Origin of the sequence: Microbacterium sp. PF5 (genome assembly GCF_004794315.1) — a bacterium.
Lineage (GTDB): Bacteria > Actinomycetota > Actinomycetes > Actinomycetales > Microbacteriaceae > Microbacterium > Microbacterium sufflavum.
The window spans coordinates 38535-57056 of the sequence record NZ_SSDQ01000041.1; the positions used below are offsets into that span (position 1 = coordinate 38535).

The 18522-nt window shown below is 70.4% G+C and carries 20 protein-coding genes; 16 read left to right on the plus strand and 4 right to left on the minus strand.

Going from position 1 to position 18522, the window contains the following annotated elements:
* Nucleotides 1-32: 32 nt before the first annotated feature.
* Complete coding sequence (gene rplQ / locus DW297_RS02165) at nucleotides 33-605, plus strand: 50S ribosomal protein L17 (RefSeq protein ID WP_136028908.1); 573 nt, start codon at nucleotides 33-35, stop codon at nucleotides 603-605.
* Nucleotides 606-669: 64 nt separating this feature from the next.
* Here rplQ and DW297_RS02170 read toward each other — a convergent pair whose 3' ends face one another.
* A complete protein-coding gene (locus DW297_RS02170; protein WP_136028910.1) occupies nucleotides 670-1890 on the minus strand; it encodes a PAS domain-containing protein in 1221 nt (406 codons plus the stop codon).
* Nucleotides 1891-2050: 160 nt separating this feature from the next.
* Between DW297_RS02170 and DW297_RS02175 the strand changes: the two genes are divergently transcribed.
* The 14 genes from DW297_RS02175 to DW297_RS02240 all read left to right on the plus strand — a co-directional run bounded on the left by DW297_RS02175 (nucleotide 2051) and on the right by DW297_RS02240 (nucleotide 14435).
* Entirely contained in the window at nucleotides 2051-3070 is a 1020-nt protein-coding gene (locus DW297_RS02175; protein ID WP_136028913.1) for a Bug family tripartite tricarboxylate transporter substrate binding protein, read from the plus strand.
* Between the two features lies 1 nt (nucleotide 3071).
* Entirely contained in the window at nucleotides 3072-3629 is a 558-nt protein-coding gene (locus tag DW297_RS02180) for a tripartite tricarboxylate transporter TctB family protein (RefSeq protein ID WP_136028915.1), read from the plus strand.
* On the plus strand, nucleotides 3629-5176 hold the full coding sequence (locus tag DW297_RS02185; RefSeq protein ID WP_136028917.1) for a tripartite tricarboxylate transporter permease: 1548 nt from the start codon (nucleotides 3629-3631) through the stop codon (nucleotides 5174-5176). Before DW297_RS02180 ends, DW297_RS02185 begins: the two co-directional genes overlap by 1 nt.
* Nucleotides 5177-5222: 46 nt before the next feature.
* Nucleotides 5223-6020: a sulfite exporter TauE/SafE family protein gene (locus DW297_RS02190; RefSeq protein WP_136028919.1), complete on the plus strand. Its 798-nt coding sequence runs from the start codon at nucleotides 5223-5225 to the stop codon at nucleotides 6018-6020.
* A 187-nt stretch (nucleotides 6021-6207) separates the two neighbouring features.
* Nucleotides 6208-7212 carry an SIS domain-containing protein gene (locus tag DW297_RS02195; protein ID WP_136028921.1) on the plus strand — a complete coding sequence of 335 codons (1005 nt, stop codon included), beginning with the start codon at nucleotides 6208-6210 and terminating at the stop codon, nucleotides 7210-7212.
* A gap of 16 nt (nucleotides 7213-7228) precedes the next feature.
* Nucleotides 7229-8515, plus strand: coding sequence for an extracellular solute-binding protein (locus DW297_RS02200; RefSeq protein ID WP_168442772.1), 1287 nt, complete (start codon nucleotides 7229-7231; stop codon nucleotides 8513-8515).
* 63 nt (nucleotides 8516-8578) lie between these two features.
* Nucleotides 8579-9460 carry a carbohydrate ABC transporter permease gene (locus DW297_RS02205; RefSeq protein ID WP_136028925.1) on the plus strand — a complete coding sequence of 294 codons (882 nt, stop codon included), beginning with the start codon at nucleotides 8579-8581 and terminating at the stop codon, nucleotides 9458-9460.
* Between the two features lies 1 nt (nucleotide 9461).
* Nucleotides 9462-10304 carry a carbohydrate ABC transporter permease gene (locus tag DW297_RS02210; protein WP_136028928.1) on the plus strand — a complete coding sequence of 281 codons (843 nt, stop codon included), beginning with the start codon at nucleotides 9462-9464 and terminating at the stop codon, nucleotides 10302-10304.
* Nucleotides 10301-11233, plus strand: a complete 933-nt coding sequence (locus DW297_RS02215; RefSeq protein ID WP_168442773.1) for a PfkB family carbohydrate kinase — start codon at nucleotides 10301-10303, stop codon at nucleotides 11231-11233. The genes DW297_RS02210 and DW297_RS02215 overlap by 4 nt, the downstream gene beginning before the upstream one ends.
* On the plus strand, nucleotides 11230-11967 hold the full coding sequence (locus DW297_RS02220; protein WP_136028931.1) for a GntR family transcriptional regulator: 738 nt from the start codon (nucleotides 11230-11232) through the stop codon (nucleotides 11965-11967). The genes DW297_RS02215 and DW297_RS02220 overlap by 4 nt, the downstream gene beginning before the upstream one ends.
* A gap of 46 nt (nucleotides 11968-12013) precedes the next feature.
* Nucleotides 12014-12472, plus strand: a complete 459-nt coding sequence (locus tag DW297_RS02225) for an FAS1-like dehydratase domain-containing protein (RefSeq protein ID WP_136028932.1) — start codon at nucleotides 12014-12016, stop codon at nucleotides 12470-12472.
* Entirely contained in the window at nucleotides 12472-12873 is a 402-nt protein-coding gene (locus DW297_RS02230) for a MaoC/PaaZ C-terminal domain-containing protein (RefSeq protein ID WP_136028934.1), read from the plus strand. The genes DW297_RS02225 and DW297_RS02230 overlap by 1 nt, the downstream gene beginning before the upstream one ends.
* Nucleotides 12870-14000, plus strand: coding sequence for a UDP-N-acetylmuramate dehydrogenase (locus tag DW297_RS02235; RefSeq protein WP_136028937.1), 1131 nt, complete (start codon nucleotides 12870-12872; stop codon nucleotides 13998-14000). Before DW297_RS02230 ends, DW297_RS02235 begins: the two co-directional genes overlap by 4 nt.
* A gap of 30 nt (nucleotides 14001-14030) precedes the next feature.
* Nucleotides 14031-14435: a VOC family protein gene (locus tag DW297_RS02240; protein ID WP_136028939.1), complete on the plus strand. Its 405-nt coding sequence runs from the start codon at nucleotides 14031-14033 to the stop codon at nucleotides 14433-14435.
* Nucleotides 14436-14508: 73 nt separating this feature from the next.
* Here the strand turns inward: DW297_RS02240 and DW297_RS02245 are convergent, their stop codons facing one another.
* Nucleotides 14509-15708 (minus strand): pyridoxal phosphate-dependent aminotransferase, encoded by a 1200-nt coding sequence (locus DW297_RS02245; protein ID WP_136028942.1) that lies wholly within the window; start codon nucleotides 15706-15708, stop codon nucleotides 14509-14511.
* An 81-nt stretch (nucleotides 15709-15789) separates the two neighbouring features.
* Entirely contained in the window at nucleotides 15790-16881 is a 1092-nt protein-coding gene (gene ald, locus DW297_RS02250; protein WP_136028944.1) for an alanine dehydrogenase, read from the minus strand.
* 107 nt (nucleotides 16882-16988) lie between these two features.
* Here ald and DW297_RS02255 point away from each other — a divergent pair, with 107 nt between their 5' ends.
* Nucleotides 16989-17507 (plus strand): Lrp/AsnC family transcriptional regulator, encoded by a 519-nt coding sequence (locus DW297_RS02255; RefSeq protein WP_136028946.1) that lies wholly within the window; start codon nucleotides 16989-16991, stop codon nucleotides 17505-17507.
* Nucleotides 17508-17514: 7 nt separating this feature from the next.
* Here DW297_RS02255 and DW297_RS02260 read toward each other — a convergent pair.
* Nucleotides 17515-18522: aminotransferase-like domain-containing protein (locus DW297_RS02260; RefSeq protein WP_136028948.1), on the minus strand; the 1008-nt coding region annotated here is incomplete at its 5' end.

Consider the following 18522-nt stretch of genomic DNA (forward strand, 5'->3'; position numbering starts at 1 on the left):
CCCGACCTTTCCTGACCAGGAGTTAGACGATTATGCCCAAGCCCACGAAGGGTCCCCGCCTCGGAGGCGGCCCCGCCCACGAGCGCCTGCTGCTTGCCAACCTGGCTGCCGCGCTGTACACCCACAAGTCGATCAAGACGACCGAGACCAAGGCCAAGCGCCTGCGTCCGCTCGCCGAGCGCCTGATCACCTTCGCCAAGCGCGGAGACCTGCACGCACGCCGTCGCGTGCTGTCGGTCATCGGTGACAAGGAAGTCGTGCACGTCCTGTTCAACGAGATCGCTCCGCTCGTCGCGGACCGCGAGGGTGGCTACACGCGCATCACCAAGGTCGGCAACCGTAAGGGCGACAACGCTCCGATGGCCGTGATCGAGCTCGTCCTCGAGCCCGTCACCCCGAAGGCGAAGTCGACCAAGAAGGCTGCTGCCGCGCCGAAGGCCGAGAAGCCCGCCGCCGAGGAGACCCCCGCCGAGGAGACCACCGAGGCTCCGGCCGAGGAGACCCCGGCCGAGGACGCCGCTGCCGAGGCCGGCGCCGAGTCGCAGGCCGAGGGCGAGGCCGCTGAGGCCGCCGCCGAGGACGCTGTCGAGAAGAAGTCCGAGTAACACTCGAACGCCACGAAGCCCGCCGCCCCCTGGGGGTGGCGGGCTTCGTCGTCACCGCGGGTCGTCAGCGGCCGTCGGTGCTGCGGTACCGCGCCCCCGGTCGGCCCTTCGTGCTGTAGTCGAGCGAGCGCACCGCCTGCCCGGTGGCAGCCAGATGCTCCAGGTAGCGGCGGGCGCTCACGCGGGAGATGTCGAGGTCGGCGCCCAGCTCCGCCGCTGAGGCGTCCGGACGGGCGGCGAGTGCCGTGGACACGCGGTGGAGCGTCTCCGCGCTCAGTCCCTTCGGCAGGCCGAACCGCTCGCGGAACGCGATGATGGCGTCTGCCGCCTCGACACGCTGCACCACGTCGTGCAACTCGGTGTGGTCGCGCAGCAGCAGGGTCGCGCCACGGTCGGCGTCGTCGTCGCGGCTCGCGGTGCTGCGGGCGACGAGCACGTGCGACCCTACGATCACCGGGCGGCCCGCGGCCTCGCCCTCACGCAGCACCGTCGTGAGCTCCTCGCCCAGGACGTCGGCCGCTACGGCACCGTCGAGGTCGCCCGCGTCTCGTCCGAGGAAACGGGCGGCCGCGTCGTTCGCGAGCGTGATGCGCCCGGAGCCGTCGACCGTGACCACGCCCTCGCTGAGCCCGTGCAGCGTGGTCTCCTGGTTCTTCACGAGTGCCGCGATCTGATGGGGCTCCAAGCGGTAGATGCGGCGCCGGATCACCGAGGTCACCCATGCCGCTCCGAACACGCCCAGCACGGCAGCGGCGAGCATGGCGGAGATCAGCCACACCAGGTTGGCGGTGAACTCCTCACTGAGCTCCGACTCCAGGATGCCCACCGATGCCGTGCCGATCACGGCGCCGTCCTCATCCCGGATCGGCACCTTCACGCGCCAGGAGGTGCCCAGCGTGCCGGTCTGCGTTCCCACGTAGATATCGCCGCCGAGCGGGATCGACGGATCGGTCGAGACCCGTTCGCCGATGCGCTCCGGGTTCGGGTGCGAGTACCGGATGCCGTCGTCGTTGGCGACCACCACGTACGCGAGGTCGGACGCCTCCCTGATCACCTCCGCGACCGGCTGGATCGCCGCGGAGGGATCGTCGTCGTCGAACGCGTCGAGCACCACGGGCAGCGCGGCCACGGACTGCGCGACCGCCTGCATGCGATCCTTGTAGGCCTCGCGGAGTGCGTTCTCCTGGAACGCCCCGGCGGCGATCCCCGTGGCGAGGGTCACCAGGAACACGATCAGCGCCTGCAGTGCGAGCAGCTGCATCCGGAGCGTCATCTTCGAGGCCACCCGCTCATTCTCCCGGCTGTCGAACCAGGGCGCGAGCCGCGCGGACCGGCGTTCGCGACCAATACTTACGGAACGCGACCAATGGTTTCGGAAGCTTGAGCGGCCGCATCCACACCTCGATGGTGGACGGATTGCACTCGAACGCTCAAGGAGGAGCGCCATGAAGTACGTCCGCATCGCCACCCTGACCGCCGCGGTCGCCGCCACCGCCCTCGCTCTCACCGCGTGCTCGTCGGGAGGCGGAGACGCCGGAGGCTCGGACGGAGACGGCGAAGCCGTCGCCATCACCGACCTGAACATCGTGGTCCCCGCCGACCCTGGCGGCGGGTGGGACCAGACCGGCCGCGCGATGTCGCAGCTGCTCACGGAGGAGGGGATCGTCGGCTCCGCCCCGGTCACGAACGTCGGAGGCGCCGGGGGGACCGTCGGCCTCGCGCAGCTCGCCAACGAGAAGGACCCGGCGACGCTCATGGTGATGGGACTGGTCATGGTCGGAGCGGTCGAGACCAACGCGTCCGCGGTCCGCATCGAGGACATGACGCCGATCGCCCGCCTCACCGACGAGCCGCTCGTGGTGGTCGTGCCCGCGGAGTCGGAGTACGACACGCTCGAGGACCTGGTGGAGGACGTCGTCGACCGCGGACAGGCCGTGACCATCACCGGCGGTTCGGCGGGCGGGGCCGACCACATCCTGGCCGGGCTCCTGCTGGAGGAGGCGGGCCTGGACGGCGGGGAGATCGCGGAGAAGCTCAACTACACGCCCAACTCCGGTGGCGGCGAGGCGACGTCGCTGATCCTCGGCGGCAAGGTCGCCGCGGGCATCTCGGGCGTCGGCGAGTTCCTGCAGCACATCGAGGCGGGGACGATGAAGGCGCTCGCGGTGTCGTCCGACGAGCCCGTCGCGCAGCTGCCCGACGTGGACACCATCACCGACGCCGGCTACGACGTGGTGCTCACCAACTGGCGCGGCGTGATCGCCCCGGGGGGCATCGACGACGCCGAGCGCGCGGAGCTGGAGCGCATCGTGACGGAGCTGGAGGAGTCGGACGCCTGGAAGGACGAGCTGGAGACCCGTGGGTGGGCCGACGCGTTCCTCACCGGTGCGGAGTTCGACGAGTTCCTCGCCGGCAACATCGGCGAGGTCACCACGACGCTGCAGAACATCGGGCTGGTCGGCTGACATGTCGACCGGGTCTCCCGGACCCTCGGGCCTGCAGACCGGCACACGCCGGTCCGTGGGCTCGCTCGGGTCCCTGCCGCGGGGCGAGCTCGTCTTCGCCCTCCTCATGGTCGCGCTCGGTGTGTTCGCCCTCGTCGGCGTGTTCTCCATCCACGTCCCTGCCGGGGCCCAGGTGGGTCCGACCGTGTTCCCCCTGTTCGTGTCGGTGCTGCTGCTCGGGTCGGCGGTGGCCGTGGTCGTGAGCATCCTCCGCGGTCACCGCGGCGTCCCGGAGGACGGCGAGGACATCGACCAGGCGCTCCCGACGGACTGGCTCGCGCTCGTGAAGATCGTGGCGCTCGTGGTGGCGCACCTGCTGCTGATCGAGCCGCTCGGGTGGGCGCCCGCCGCGGCGCTGCTGTTCGGCGGTGTCGCCTGGGCGCTCGGAGCACGCCGATGGTGGGTGGCACTGCTGGTCGGTGCGGCCATCGCGCTCGTGGTGCAGATCGTGTTTGGCGGACTGCTCGGGCTGTCGCTCCCCTGGGGGCCGGCGCTCGGCTGGCTGGGGAGGATGCTCTGATGGACAGCTGGACCCTGCTCCTGGAGGGCTTCGCGACCGCGCTGCAGCCCCAGTACCTCGTGTTCGCGTTCTTCGGCGTGCTGATCGGCACGGCAGTGGGCGTGCTCCCGGGTATCGGCCCCGCCATGACGGTGGCCCTCCTCCTGCCGCTCACCTACACGCTGGAGCCGGCCGCGGCCCTGATCACCTTCGCCGGCATCTACTACGGCGGCATGTACGGCGGATCGACCACGAGCATCCTCCTCAACACTCCCGGGGAGTCCTCCTCGATCGTCACCGCGATCGAGGGCAACAGGATGGCCAAGCTCGGCCGGGGCGCCGCGGCCCTCGCGACCGCGGCGATCGGCTCGTTCGTCGCCGGCACGCTCGCGACGATCGGCCTCACGCTGCTGGCGCCGGTGCTGGCGCAGTTCGCCGTGAACCTCGGACCGGCGGACTACGTGGCGCTGATCGTCGTCGCGTTCGTCACGGTCGGCGCGCTCATGGGATCCTCGGTGCCGCGGGGCCTGCTGTCGCTCGGCGTCGGGCTGTTCCTCGGGCTGGTCGGCACCGACTGGCTGTCCGGGCAGCAGCGCTACACCCTCGGCCTGCTGCCGCTCGCGGACGGCATCGACGTGGTGCTGGTGGCGGTGGGCCTGTTCGCCGTGGGGGAGACGCTCTACGTCGCCGCCCGTCTGCGCCACGGTGCGGTCGACGTGATCCCGGTGGCGCGCGGCTGGCGGAGCTGGATGACGAAGGACGACTGGCGGCGGTCGTGGAAGCCCTGGCTGCGCGGCACCGCCATCGGGTTCCCGATCGGGACGATCCCGGCGGGCGGTGCCGATGTCGCGACCTTCCTGTCGTACGCGACGGAGCGGAAGCTCTCCCGCCGCAAGGACGAGTTCGGGCGTGGCGCCATCGAGGGGGTGGCCGGGCCGGAGTCGGCGAACAACGCGGCAGCGGCCGGAGTGCTCGTGCCGCTGCTGACGCTCGGCCTGCCGACCACCGCGACCGCGGCGATCATCCTGACCGCGTTCCAGACGTACGGCCTGCAGCCGGGCCCGCTGCTGTTCACGGGACAGTCCGACCTGGTGTGGGCGCTGGTGGCGAGCCTGTACATCGGCAACGTCATCCTGCTCGTGCTCAACCTGCCGCTCGTGGGCATGTGGGTGAAGCTGCTGCAGATCCCTCGGCCGTACCTCTACGCGGGCATCCTGCTGTTCGCCGCGTTCGGTGCCTATGCGCTGAACTTCGCGGTCGTCGACATCCTGATCCTGCTCATCATCGGTGTGCTGGGGTACTTCCTCCGCCGGTACGGGTTCCCGGTGGCACCGCTCGTGGTGGGCATGATCCTCGGGCCGATGGGCGAGGAGCAGCTGCGTCGCGCACTTCAGTTGAGCCAGGGCGACCTGACGACGCTCGTCGCGCAGCCGTTCGCGGCCGTCGCCTACGCCGTGCTCGCGCTGCTGATCGCGGGCGGGCTGTGGCTGCGGCGTCGGCAGCGGCGGTACGAGCAGGCGCTCACGGCGTCGATCGCGGTGCCGGTGAAGGCCGACTCCGAGGTGTGAGAGCCGCGGGTTCGAGCAGGGGAGGGGCCGGGAGTAGGCTGGTCCGGTGACTGACGCGCAGGCCCTGAGACGCGGGCCTCGCGCCTACACGGCATTCATCGGCATCGGCCTGCTCGCCGGTCTCCTCTCCGGCCTGTTCGGCGTCGGCGGCGGCACGGTCATCGTCCCGCTCCTGGTGCTCCTGCTGCACTTCGACCAGCGGCTCGCGGCCGGCACCTCGCTGGCCGCGATCGTGCCGACCGCCAGCGTCGGTGTCATCTCGTACGCCACCACCGGATCGGTGGCATGGATCCCGGCCCTGATCCTCGCCGCGGGCGCCGTGGTGGGCGCGCAGATCGGCACGCGCCTGCTCCCGCGCATCTCGCAGACCGCGCTGCGCTGGGGCTTCGTGGGCTTCCTGGTCGTGGTGATCGTGAGCCTGTTCCTGGTGATCCCCTCGCGGGACGCCGTGTTCGAGCTGACCTGGCTCACCGGTATCGCCCTGGTCGGCGTCGGCGTGGGCACCGGCATCCTCGCCGGACTCATCGGCGTCGGCGGCGGTGTGATCGTGGTGCCGGTGCTCATGCTCGCGTTCGGCACCAGCGACCTGGTCGCCAAGGGCACGTCGCTGCTGATGATGATCCCGACCGCGATCTCCGGCACCGTCGGCAACCTCCGCAACCGGAACGTCGACCTGCTCGCCGCCGCGCTCATCGGTGTCTCGGCGTGCACGACGACCGCGCTCGGCGCGTGGCTCGCGACGATCGTCAACCCCTCCGTGGGCAACATCCTGTTCGCCGCGTACCTCGTGGTGATCGCGGTGCAGATGGCGATCAAGGCCGTCCGCGGCCGTCGTCGCGCCTGATTCCGCGCTTTCCGCTCGCCGGCTCCTGACCCGCGCCGACAGGGTCCTTCGTCGCCGGGAGGTTTTCTGCGACCCCTTTTTCCGCAGACCTCTTTACAAGCCGACCGGTCTCTCGCTAACGTCAGTCATCACATGACGTCATATAACAAGTCATGATGTTTGCTACCGGTCATCAGAAGGGACCATCTTGTCTGCCACCGCTCTGTTCGTCGACTCCGCCGCCATCGAGAATCAGCTCGCTGCGGCTCGCCAGGCGATCGCGACCCGGGACACCATCTCGCGCGTCGTGCTCACCGCCTGCGGCGGCTCCTACGCCGTCATGCAGCCCATCGAGTACCTCTTCGGAACGAAGGCCGTCCGGCTCGAGGCGACCGCCCTGAACGCCGCCGAGTTCACCTCGCGCGCCTCGTCCCGCGTCGACGCGGACACCCTCGTCCTCCTCTGCTCGCACTCGGGCACCACCCCGGAGACGGTCGAAGCCGCCCGTCACGCCCGCGAGCGCGGCGCCCTCACCGTCGCCTTCACGTTCGACCCCGCCTCCCCGTTGGCCGAGGCCGCGGAGCATGTCGTGGCCTACCAGCACGGCGAGGGCAAGAGCGAGGCCCACGTCGGGCCGGCGCTCCTCCTGCGCCTCGCCGCCGGCATCCTCGACGACCGCGAGCAGGCGGGTATCGCGACCGCCGTCGACGACGCCGTGGCACAGTTGCCCTCGCTCGTTCCCGCAGCCCGCGAGGCGCACGCCGCCGCCGCCGATGCCTGGGGCTACGCCTCCCGCCGCGAGCCCCTCATCTACACCATGGCCGCGGGATCCAACTTCGGCTCGGCCTACTCCTTCGCCATCTGCCTGCTGCAGGAGATGCAGTGGGTGCACTCCGCCGCGATCCACGCCGGCGAGTACTTCCACGGCCCGTTCGAGATCACCGAGGAGGACGTGCCCTTCATCGCGCTGCTCGGCCTCGACGAGACCCGCGCCGTGGAGCAGCGCGCCGTCGACTTCGTCACGAAGCACTCGAAGCGGGTGCTGGTGCTCGACGCGCAGGAGTTCGGCCTGGACGTCGTCGCCCCCGAGGTCCGTGGCGTCTTCGCCCACCTGCTCTTCAACATCGTGCTGCGCGCCTACGCGGACGCGCTCGCCGACCACCGTGGTCACCCCCTCAGCGTGCGCCGCTACATGTGGCGCATGGAGTACTAGGAACGAAAGGATCGCAATGATGCGAACGTCAACCCGGATCGGCGTGGCGGCTGCGGCCGCTGTCGCCCTCGTCGTCCCCCTGGCCTCGTGCGCCGGAGGCGAGAGCGAGGCCGCGGACGGCCAGGTGGAGATCAGCTTCTTCCACCGCTGGCCGAACGAGCCGAAAAACTCGTACTACAGCGACATGGTGGCGGAGTTCGAGAAGGAGAACCCCGACATCACCGTCTCCGTCGAGAGCGTGCTCAACGACGCCTACAAGGACAAGGTCAAGGTCGTCGCCGGCTCCGCGAACGCCCCGGACGTGCTCTTCACGTGGAGCGGATCGTTCGTCGATGAGCTCGTCGCCAACGACGCGCTGCTCGACCTGGGGCCGTGGCTCGAAGAGGACACCGCGTTCCGTGACAGCTTCTACCCGAGCCAGCTCGAGGCCTTCGAGGTCGACGGCACCTCCTACGGTCTGCCTGTGGGGATGCAGTCGAAGCTGTTCTTCTACAACAAGGACGTCTTCGATGAGCTGGGGCTCGAGCCGCCGACGACGTGGGACGAGTTCATCGACGTGCTGGAGGAGATCCAGGACGCGGGGATGACCCCCATCGAGTACGGCGCGCAGGAGCAGTGGACGATCGCGCACTACGTGGGCACGCTCAACCAGCGCGTGGTCGACCCGGAGGTCTTCGCCGCGGATCAGGATCCCGCCACCGGCGAGTTCACCGACCCCGGGTACGTGACCGCTCTGGAGAGGTTCCAGGAGCTGGCGGAGTACATGAACGACGACCTCACCGCCGTCGGGCACGAGATCGCGCGCAACGCGTGGATCGCGGGGGAGGCGCCCATCATGTACATGCAGAGCGCCGAGGTAGGGTACTTCGGCGACGCGCAGTTCGAGTACGGCACGTTCAACTTCCCGGCCGTCGAGGGAGGCAAGGGCGACCCGGAGGAGTTGACGGGGGCACCGGAGGGCTTCGCGATCTCGAGGACCACGAAGCACCCGGAGGAGGCGCAGCGCTTCCTGGAGTTCCTGCTCAGCAAGCAGAGCGGCATCGCCTACGCCGAGCGGGCGGGGGAGCTGAGCCCGGTGAAGGGTGCCGTGGAGGAGGCGGACGTGCCCGAGATCTCCCAGGAGCTCGCGCAGGGGATCGTCGACGCCTCGGCGATGACCACCTGGCTCGACAACGCCTACGATCCGCAGATCGTGCAGGCGTACCTGTCCGAGACGCAGCTGATGCTCAGCGGCCAGCAGACCCCGGAGGGTGTCATGGCCGCCGTGCAGGAGGCGGCGACGCGGGTGCGCGACGCCTCCTGATCCGCCTCGGGGCCGCCGTCGCCCGCCGTCGGCGGCCCCTCCCACTTCGGAAGAGACACCGTGATGAGAACACGATCCCGAGCCTGGTCGAACCTGCTCTACGTGCTTCCCGCGATCATCCTGATCGGGGTGTTCGTGTACTACCCGCTGGTCGCCAACGCGGCCTTCGGCTTCTTCTCCTTCAGCGCCGGCGCCGGTGAGATGCGCTTCGTCGGCCTCGACAACTTCGCCCGCCTGCTGTCGGACCCCGTGATCGCGACCGCGCTGGGCAACAACATCCTGTACGCGGTCGTGTCGATCGTGTGCCAGGTGCTGGGCGCTCTCGTGATCGCGGCCTGGCTCACCCGGCTGCTGGGACCGCGCATGGGCGCGTTCCTGCGGAGCGTCTACTTCCTCCCCGCCGTCATCTCCATGACGGTGATCGCGCTGCTGTTCACGTTCGTCTACAACGCCCGTGGCGGACTGCTCAACGCCCTGCTGGAAGCCGTCGGGCTCGGCGGCCTGCAGACCGCGTGGCTCGCCGACGTCGACACGGCCATGGGGGCGGTCATCGGCGTCTCGCAGTGGCAGAGCATCGGCTACGTCTGCATGCTCTACGTCGTGGCGCTGCAGCAGATCCCCGAGGAGTACTACGAGGCGGCGTCGCTCGACGGCGCCGGCCGCATCCGCCAGTTCTTCAGCATCACCGTGCCGCAGGCCAAGGAGATGATCTTCGTCGCCATGATCCTCACCGTCTCTGGGGCCTTCACGGTCTTCAACGAGCCCTACATCCTCACCAAGGGAGGCCCGGGCAACACCACCCAGGTGCTGGCGACCTACATGTACAACCAGGGCTTCTTCCAGAACCAGATGGGCTACGCCTCGGCCATCGCCAGCCTGATCTTCGTGATCACCCTCGTGCTGTCGGTCGTGCAGATGGTGTCGTTCCGAAGCGGGAGGGACTGAGATGAGCGGCACCCGGCTCCGTCCGGCGGAACGTCTCCGCCAGGTTCCCGTCCACCTCGTCCTCGTGATCTACGCCGTCGTGATCGCCTACCCGCTGCTGTGGATGGTCATCTCGTCGTTCAAGTCGTCGTCCGAGATCTTCACCGACCCCTGGGGACTGCCGTCGGTCTGGCTCGTGCAGAACTACGCGGCCGCCTGGGACCGCGGCATCTCCGACTACTTCGTGAACTCGGTCGTCGTCACGATCGTCTCGACGGTGGCCACGGTGGCGATCGCGGCACTGTGCGCGTACGGCATGGTGCGACTGTCGAGCCGGATCGCGAACATCGTCCTGATCATCGCCATGGGCGGCCTGGTCGTCGCACCGCAGGTGAGCCTGATCCCGCTGTACCGGCTGCTGGACGCGATGGGCCTGCTGAACACCTCCTGGGCGATGATCCTGCCCTACGTGGCGTTCCGGCTGCCGATGGCGATCCTCCTCATCCGGTCGGTGTTCCTCGGGATCCCGCGCGAGCTGGAGGACGCCGCGACCATCGACGGCTGCCGCTCGTTCGGCGTCTTCCGCCACGTCTACCTCCCGCTGAGCGCCTCGGTGCTCACCACGGCCGCCGTGCTGACCGGCTACTTCGCCTGGAACGAGTTCCTCTTCGCGATCGTCTACATCGACGCCGATGCGCTGCGCACCATTCCCGCCGGACTGATGGCGTTCCGGGACTCGCTGTCGACCGAATGGGGGGTGCTGCTGGCAGGATTGACGATCGCCGCCCTCCCGATCGTGGTGGTGTTCCTCGCACTGCAGCGCTACTTCGTGGCGGGCGTCGCGGCGGGGAGCGTGAAGGGATGACCATGGACGTGGATGACCTCCGCACCGCGCTCGCCGCGGTGCCCCCGCCCTCGCTCGTCGGCGTGGGTGACAACGTTCTCGACTGCTACCTGCACGAGGACCTCGCCTATCCCGGGGGCAACGCCCTGAACGTCGCCGCCTACAGCCGGCTGTTCTTCGGGGGAAGTGCCGCGTTCATGGGCATCATGGGCGACGACCGGTTCGCCGACCACGTGCGCGGCGTGCTCGACGAGATCGGCGTCGACGCCGCCCGGGTCCGTCGTGTGCACGGCGCCAACGGGATGGCGTTCGTCGCCCTCGACGACGACGGCGACCGGCGCTTCGTGGCCTCCAACCGCGGCGGGGTGCAATCCGAGCTGCGGCTGCGGCTGAGCGAGGTCGACCACGAGTATCTCGCCCGCTTCGCCCGCGTGCACACGTCGGTGTACTCGTCGCTGGAGCCCGAGCTGCCCGCCATCGCCGAGCGCGGGACGCGGGTGTCGTTCGACTACTCCGACGACGCGTCACCCGAGGTGATCCGCAGCACGGCACCGCACGTCGACGTCGGCTTCTTCTCCGGGGGCGGACTCTCCGATGCCGAGGTCGAGGAACTGGGCCGCTACGCCGTGCGCTGCGGCATCGGGTCGGCCGTGGTCACCCTGGGCGCCCGCGGATCCCTCGCCTTCGACGCGCAGTCCGTGCATCGCACCGGCATCCGCCCGGTCACCGCGGTCGACGCCCTCGGCGCGGGCGACGCGTTCCTCACCGGGTTCCTCGCGGCGCGGGCGGCCGGCGCCGACCTCGGCGACTGCCTCGACGTCGCCGCGACGAGCGGGGCGCTCGCCTGCACCCTGCGCGGTGCCTTCGGATACCCTGTGCATGCCGGGGACGACGCGCGAGCGCAGATGCTGCGCCACTATCCGGCGCCGGAGAGGAGGGCTTCGACGTGACTCAGCTGTCGCCGGGGGTGGGATCGACGCCGCTGCACGAGCAGGTCCGCGGGCTGCTCCTGCGCGAGATCGACGCGGGCACCTACGGCGAAGGGGAGCGGTTGCCGTCCGAGCCGGAGCTGTGCGAACGCTTCGGCGTCAGTCGCATCACGGTGCGTCGCGCGGTCGCCGATCTGGAGAGCCTCGGCATCGTGCGACGGCAGCAGGGCCGTGGCACGTTCGTGGCGCCGCGCCGCGAAGTGATCGGAGCCATGACGCTGGGCGGATTCGCCGACACGGTCGTCGCCGACGGCGTCAAGTCCCGTCGCATCATGCGCGCCGAGACCGTCCCCGCCGACGAGAAGCGCGCGCGCCGTCTCGGCGTGCAGGTGGGTGACCCGGTGTTCCGTCTCGTGCGCGTCTTCGCCCTCGACGACATCCCGCTGTCCATCGACGACAGCCGGTACTCCCTCACCCGCTTCCCCGAATTCGACCGGCACATCCGCGACGACACCTCCACCTACCAGGTGCTCCGCGACGTCTACGGCGTGGAGTTCTCGGAGATGTACCGCGAGATCGACGTGGGGTTCACGAACGCGCAGACAGCGGAGTGGCTCGCGCGCCCCGAGCACGATCCGCTCATCGTCATCCGCAAGCGTGCTCTCGACCGCTCCGGCGAGATCGTGCACACCTCCCGGGTGAAGGTCGTCCCCAGCCGGATGACGTTGAACATGGTGGCGCGATCGAAGGACTGACGGTCGCGAGGGCGTCCGGTGTCCACCCCCTCGGTAGGATCGAGGGGTGGCAGTCAACCAAGATCTGATCGGCCGGGAGTTCCCGCCGACCGCCCCCTATCTGGTCGGCAGGGAGAAGGTGCGCGAGTTCGCGCGCGCCGTCTTCGCCGACGCCCCGCAGCACACCGACGTCGAGGCGGCCCGCGCAGCCGGCTACGCCGACGTGGTCGCCCCGCCGACCTTCGCGATGGTGATCCAGGACCTCACGCTCCAGCAGCTGCTGGGCGACGAGAACGCCGGGATCGAGCTGTCGCGCACGGTCCACGCGGAACAGCGGTTCCGCTACTCGCGGCCGATCGTGGCGGGCGACGAGCTCACCGCACAGCTGCGGGTCACCGGCATCCGCATGATGGGCGGCAACGCCATGATCACGAGCGAGACCGAGATCGTCGATGACGAGGGTGCGCACGTGGTCACCGCCACCACCGTGCTGCTCGTCGGCGCGGAAGAGGGAGAGGACGCCTGATGGGCTTCACCGTCGGAGACGTGGTCGCCGAGCGCACCGTGCACCTCACCCGCGAGTCCCTGGTGCGCTACGCCGGTGCCTCTGGAGACTTCAACCCCATCCACTACCGCGACGACGTGGCCGCATCGGTCGGGCTCCCCGGCGTGCTCGCGCACGGCATGCTCACGATGGGCATCGCCTCGTCGGTGGTCGTGGCCGCGCTCGACCCCGCCACGCGCATCGTCGACTACGGCGTGCGCTTCACCAAGCCCGTCGTGGTCGACACGGTGGACGGTGCCGACATCCATGTGGCGGCGACGGTCGGCGCGGTCGACGACGACACCGCGCGGATCGACCTGAAGGTCACGTTCGACGACACGAGCGTGCTCGTCAAGGCGCAGCTGCGCGTCGCCGTCCGATGAGAGAGGTCGAACCCCTGCGGCTGGCCGAGCTCACGACGCTGCGCACCGGCGGCGCCCCCGAGCGCATGTTCGACGCCACCACGACCGAGGGTCTCGTCGAGGCGCTCCGCGAGACCTGGGAGCGGGGCGACCCGTGGTTGGTGCTGGGCGGCGGCTCCAACCTCTTCGTGGGGGACGAGCCGTTCGACGGCACCGTCATCCGCGTCCGCACGACCGGGATCGAGGAGCTCCCCTCGCCGCATGCGGGTCGTATCCGGCTGCGCGTGCAGGCGGGCCACGGCTGGGATGACCTCGTCGCCTACGCGGTCGAGCACGGGTACGCCGGCCTGGAGGCCATGAGCGGCATCCCGGGGACCGTCGGTGCATCTCCCGTGCAGAACATCGGCGCCTACGGCCAGGAGATCCAGGAGACGCTGGTCGAGGTCGAGCTGATCGACGAGTCCACGGGTGAGATCTCGACCGTGCCCGCGGCGGAGCTCGGGCTGGGCTTCCGCACCTCGGTGCTCAAGCATCACCACGGCAGCGAGCCGAAGCGCCGCGCCGTGATCCTGTCGGTGACGGTCGACCTGCTGGTCGCGGGGGAGCGGGTGGTGCGCGGTGAGCAGCTCCGTCGCGCGCTCGGGCTGACCGACGACGCGCCGGTGCCGCTGACCTGGGTGCGGGAGCGCATCCTGGCGACCCGCGGGTCGAAGGGCATGCTGCTCGACGAGCACGACCCCGACACGCACGGCGTCGGCTCCTTCTTCCAGAACGCGATCGTGACGGCTGCGCAGGCGCGCACGCTGCCCCCGGAGTGCCCGCGCTGGCCGGTGGCCCCCGACCTCGACGCCGTGACGGTCATCCCGCTCGCGTCGTACGACGGGTACGTGCCGCCGACCAGGGCCGAGGCGCCCGACGTGAAGGTGAGCGCGGCCTGGCTGATCGAACAGGCGGGTATCCGCAAGGGCTTCAAGCTCCCGCGGTCGCGCGCCTCGGTCTCCACCAAGCACGCCCTCGCCCTCACGAACCGCGGTGGGGCGACCGCGGCGGAGGTCGCGGAGCTGGCGCGGTTCATCCAGAGCCGCGTGCACGCCGAGTTCGGGCTGGTGCTGCAGCCGGAGCCGGTGCTGCTCGGCGTCGACCTCTAGGGCGTCCGACCCGCGTCGTACACTCGCCGCATGAGTGGACTGATCCCGTACCTGCTGTTCCCCGGCACCGCCGCCGAAGCCCTCGGCCACTACCGCGACGTGTTCGGGGGTGAGTTGCAGCTGATGGACTACGCGCAGGCCGGTCGCCACGACGGTCCTGGTGACGCCGTCGCGCACGGGCAGCTCAGCGGCGGCCCGGTCGAGCTCGCCGGAGCGGATGCGGGCGCCGACGACGACGCGGTGCAGATGAGCGGCATGTTCCTGTCGCTTCTCGGAACGGCGGATGCGGCGACACTGACGCGCTGGTTCGGTGAGCTCGCCGCCGGCGGGCGAGTGATCGATGCGCTGCAGCGGCGGCCGTGGGGCGACCACGACGGAACGCTCGTCGACCGCTACGGCATCCGCTGGCTCATCGGCTTCCACCCCGAGGACTGACCCGCGCGCAGCACCGGGACAGACGACGAGACCCGCCCGGCCGGGAGCGGCGGGGCGGGTCTCGGGGTGTCGGTCAGGAGAACAGTCGCTGCAGGCGCTGCACGCCCTCGAGGAGCTGCTCGTCGCCGAGCGCGTACGACATGCGGATGTAGCCGGACGGGCCGAACGCCTCGCCGGGCACCACGGCGACCTCGGCCTGGTCGAGGATGAGGTCGGCGAGCTCCAGCGACGTGGTCGGGGTCACCCCGCCCCACGTGCGACCGAGCAGGCCCTGCACATCGGGGTACACGTAGAACGCGCCGAGCGGGTTGGGCACCACGAGGCCGTCGATCTTCGACAGTTCCGACACGATGAGGCGACGACGCCGGTCGAACGCCTCGCGGAACTGCTCGGCCTCGGTCTGCGGGCCGTTGAGCGCCGCGATCGCCGCCTTCTGCGCCACGTTGTTCACGTTGCTGGTGAGGTGCGACTGCAGGTTGCCGGCGATCTTGATCGCGTCGGCCGGGCCCACCATCCAGCCCACCCGCCACCCGGTCATGGCGTACGTCTTGGCGACGCCGTTGACGAGGATCGTCTGGTTCGCGGCCTCGGGCACGGCCTCCACGATCGACGTGGCCTTCACGCCCTCGTAGGTGAGGTTCTGGTAGATCTCGTCGCTGATGATCCAGATGCCGTGCTCGACGGCCCACTCGCCGATGGCCTTCGTCTCCTCGGCCGTGTACACCGAGCCGGTGGGGTTCGACGGCGACACGAACACGAGCACGGTGGTGCGCTCGGTGCGCGCCGCCTCCAGCTGCTCGACCGTGACCTTGTACTCCTGGTCGGCGCCCGCGAACACCTCGACCGGCGTGCCGTCGGCGAGTCGGATGGCCTCGGGGTACGTGGTCCAGTACGGGGCGGGCAGCAGCACCTCGTCGCCCGGGTTCACGACCGCCTGGAAGGCCTGGTACACCGACTGCTTGCCGCCGTTGGTGACGATGACCTGGCTGGGCGACACCTCGAGTCCCGAGTCGCGGAGCGTCTTCGCGGCGATGGCCTCGCGCAGCGCGGGCAGTCCGGGAGCCGGGGTGTAGCGGTAGCTGGCCGGGTCGGCGAGGGCCTCGGCGGCGGCGTCGACGATGAACTGCGGCGTCGCGAAGTCGGGCTCGCCCGCCGCATACGAGATGACGGGCTTGCCCTCGGCCTTGAGGGCCTTCGCCTTGGCATCGACCTTGAGCGTCGCGGACTCGGCGATGGCGGACAGTTTGCGGGAGAGAGGAGCGCGTTCGGTCACGGTTACGAGCGTACTCGCGTCGCCACGGCGGTCGACATGTGGAGACCGGCCAAGATCCGCGGTTCTTTCGGGTCGGGAAGGTCAGTCCGCGAGGCCGTGGGCGCGGGCGACGGCCTCGAGCGTGATGCGTCCGCCCTGGACGTTGAGCCCCTTCGCTAGCGCCGCGTCCTCGGCGGCCGCGCGCTCCCAGCCCTTGCCCGCGATCGCGGACACGTAGGGCAGCGTGGCGTTGGTGAGGGAGCGGGTCGCCGTCGTGGGAACCGCTCCCGGCATGTTCGCGACGCAGTAGTAGATGGAGTCGTGCACCGCGAAGGTGGGGTCGTCGTGCGTGGTGGGCCGCGAGCCCTCGAAGCAGCCGCCCTGGTCGATCGCGATGTCGACCAGCACCGAGCCCTTCTTCATCCCGGCGACCATGTCGTCGGTCACGAGCTTCGGCGCGGCGGCCCCGGGGATCAGCACCGAGCCGATCACGAGGTCGGCCGTGGCGAGCTCCTCGGCGATGTCGTAGCGGCTCGACGCGCGGGTCTCGAGCGCGCCGCCGTACCGGTGCTCGAGCTCGCGCAGGCGCGGCAGGGAGATGTCGACCACCGTGACCTTCGAGCCGAGGCCGAGCGCGTTCGCTGCCGCGTGCTCTCCGGCCACGCCGCCGCCGATGACGACCGTCTTGGCGCGCGGTGTCCCGGCGATCCCGCCCAGCAGCATGCCGCGGCCGCCCTGCGACCGCAGCAGCGAGTACGAGCCCATGGTGACCGAGAGGCGTCCGGCGATCTCGCTCATGGGGACGAGGAGGGGAAGCGATCGGTCGGGCAGCTGCACCGTCTCGTACGCGACGGCCGTGGTCCCCGCGGCCACGAGGGCGTCGGTGAGCGGGCGGTCGGCGGCCAGGTGCAGGTAGGTGAACAGGGTGAGATCGTCGCGCAGGAAGCCGTACTCCGCGGCGACGGGTTCCTTGACCTTGATGAGCAGGTCGGCCTCGCCCCAGGCCTCTTCGGCGGAGTCGACGATCTCGGCGCCCGCCGCGCGGTAGTCGTCGTCGGCGATGCTGGAGCCGATGCCGGCCCCCGACTGCACGAGTACGCGGTGGCCCTCGTGCACCAGGCGATCCGCGCCCGCGGGAGTGAGGGCGACGCGGTTCTCGTTGTTCTTGATCTCGGTCGGGACGCCGATCTTCATCGATCCTCCTGGTCTCGGGGTGCGTAGGCGCAGACCAGAATCGCAGAAACGTCGAGGAAGGGACAGATTTGATGAAGGCAATTCGGTCATCGCGAGAATCCTGAATAATGCTTCGTATGGCGACCACGTCTTCCGCCCCCGAGCCGAACAGCGTTCGGGCACCGGCGCTCGACCAGACCGATGCCCGCATCGTGCAGCTGCTCACCGTCGACGGCCGCATGACCAACGCCGAGCTCGCGGCGCGCCTCGGCGTCGCGCCCTCCACCGCGCACGCCCGGTTGCGCGCCCTCGTCGACCGCGGCGTGATCACCGGCTTCCACGCCAGCGTCGACGAGCGGCAGCTGGGCGCGGGACTCCAGGCGATCATCGGCGTGAGCCTGCGCCCGAGCGCCCGGCGCGAGAGCATCGTGGAGTTCGCCGACCGGGTGCGCGCCCTGCCGCAGGTGATCCAGGTGTTCTTCCTGGGCGGCGACGACGACTTCCTGCTGCACATCGCGGTCGCGGACTCGTCGGAGATGCGCGAGTTCGTCCTGGAGCACCTGTCGGCGCAGAGCAGCGTCGCCTCGACCCGCACGAGCATCGTGTTCGACTACCACCGCAACTCCGTGGCCGCGCCGTTCCACTGAGCGGAGGTCAGGAGCGCACGGAGCGGAGGACCAGGGCGAGCCGTGCCGCGGCCTCCTCCACCAGTGCGTCGTCGAGGTTGCCGTAGCCCAGCACGAGTGCCTCGAACGGTGTGACGGCGACGGTGTACCGCTGCAGCGGCGTGAGCGCGATGCCGAGGCCCGCCGCCGCCGACACGACCTCTGCCGCCGTGCACCCCGGGGGGAGCCGCAGCACGAGGTGCATCCCCGCGGCGATCCCGGAGACCTCGAGGCCCGGCAGCTCCCGGTCGAGCGCGTCGAGCAGGCGCTGCCGTCGACGGCGGAACCGCGAGCGCGAGGATCGCAGATGCCGCTCGAAGTCGCCGCGCGTGAGGAAGTGTGCGAGGGCCGCCTGGTCGACGAGCGACGGGGGCCCTGCGGCGGGGGCGGGGGCGAGGTCGGACGGCGGGAGCATCCACCCGACGCCGAGGGCCGGGGAGACCGACTTCGACAGCGACCCGATCAGGGCGACCCGATCCGGAGCGAGGCGCTGCAGGGCGGGGACGGGGCGCCGGTCGTAGCGGAACTCCGCGTCGTAGTCGTCTTCGATCAGCAGCGCATCGGCGGCGCGGGCCCAGCGCACCAGGCGCTCGCGCCGCGCCGGCGACAGGGCGGCGCCGAGCGGGAACTGGTGGGCGGGCGTCACGAGCGCCGCGCGGGCACCGGTCTGCGCGGCGAGCTCGACCAGGCTGTCGGTGTCGATGCCCTCCGCGTCGACCGGGACCGGGATGGGCCGCAGTCCGTTCTGCTCCGCCTGCACGCGCAACCGCGACCAGCTCGGGTCCTCCACCAGGATCGCGCGGTGGCCGCGCCGGTGCAGCTCGCGCGTGAGGAGGTCCATCGCGTCGGTCGCCCCGTGGGTGATGATGACGTGGTCGGGGTCGGCCACCGCGTGCCGCGAGCGGGCCAGGTACGACGCGACGGCCGCCCTCGCGGACGGATGCCCCGATGTCGGTGCGGCGGCGAGCTCCCGGTCGGGCAGCGCGGTCAGGGCCGC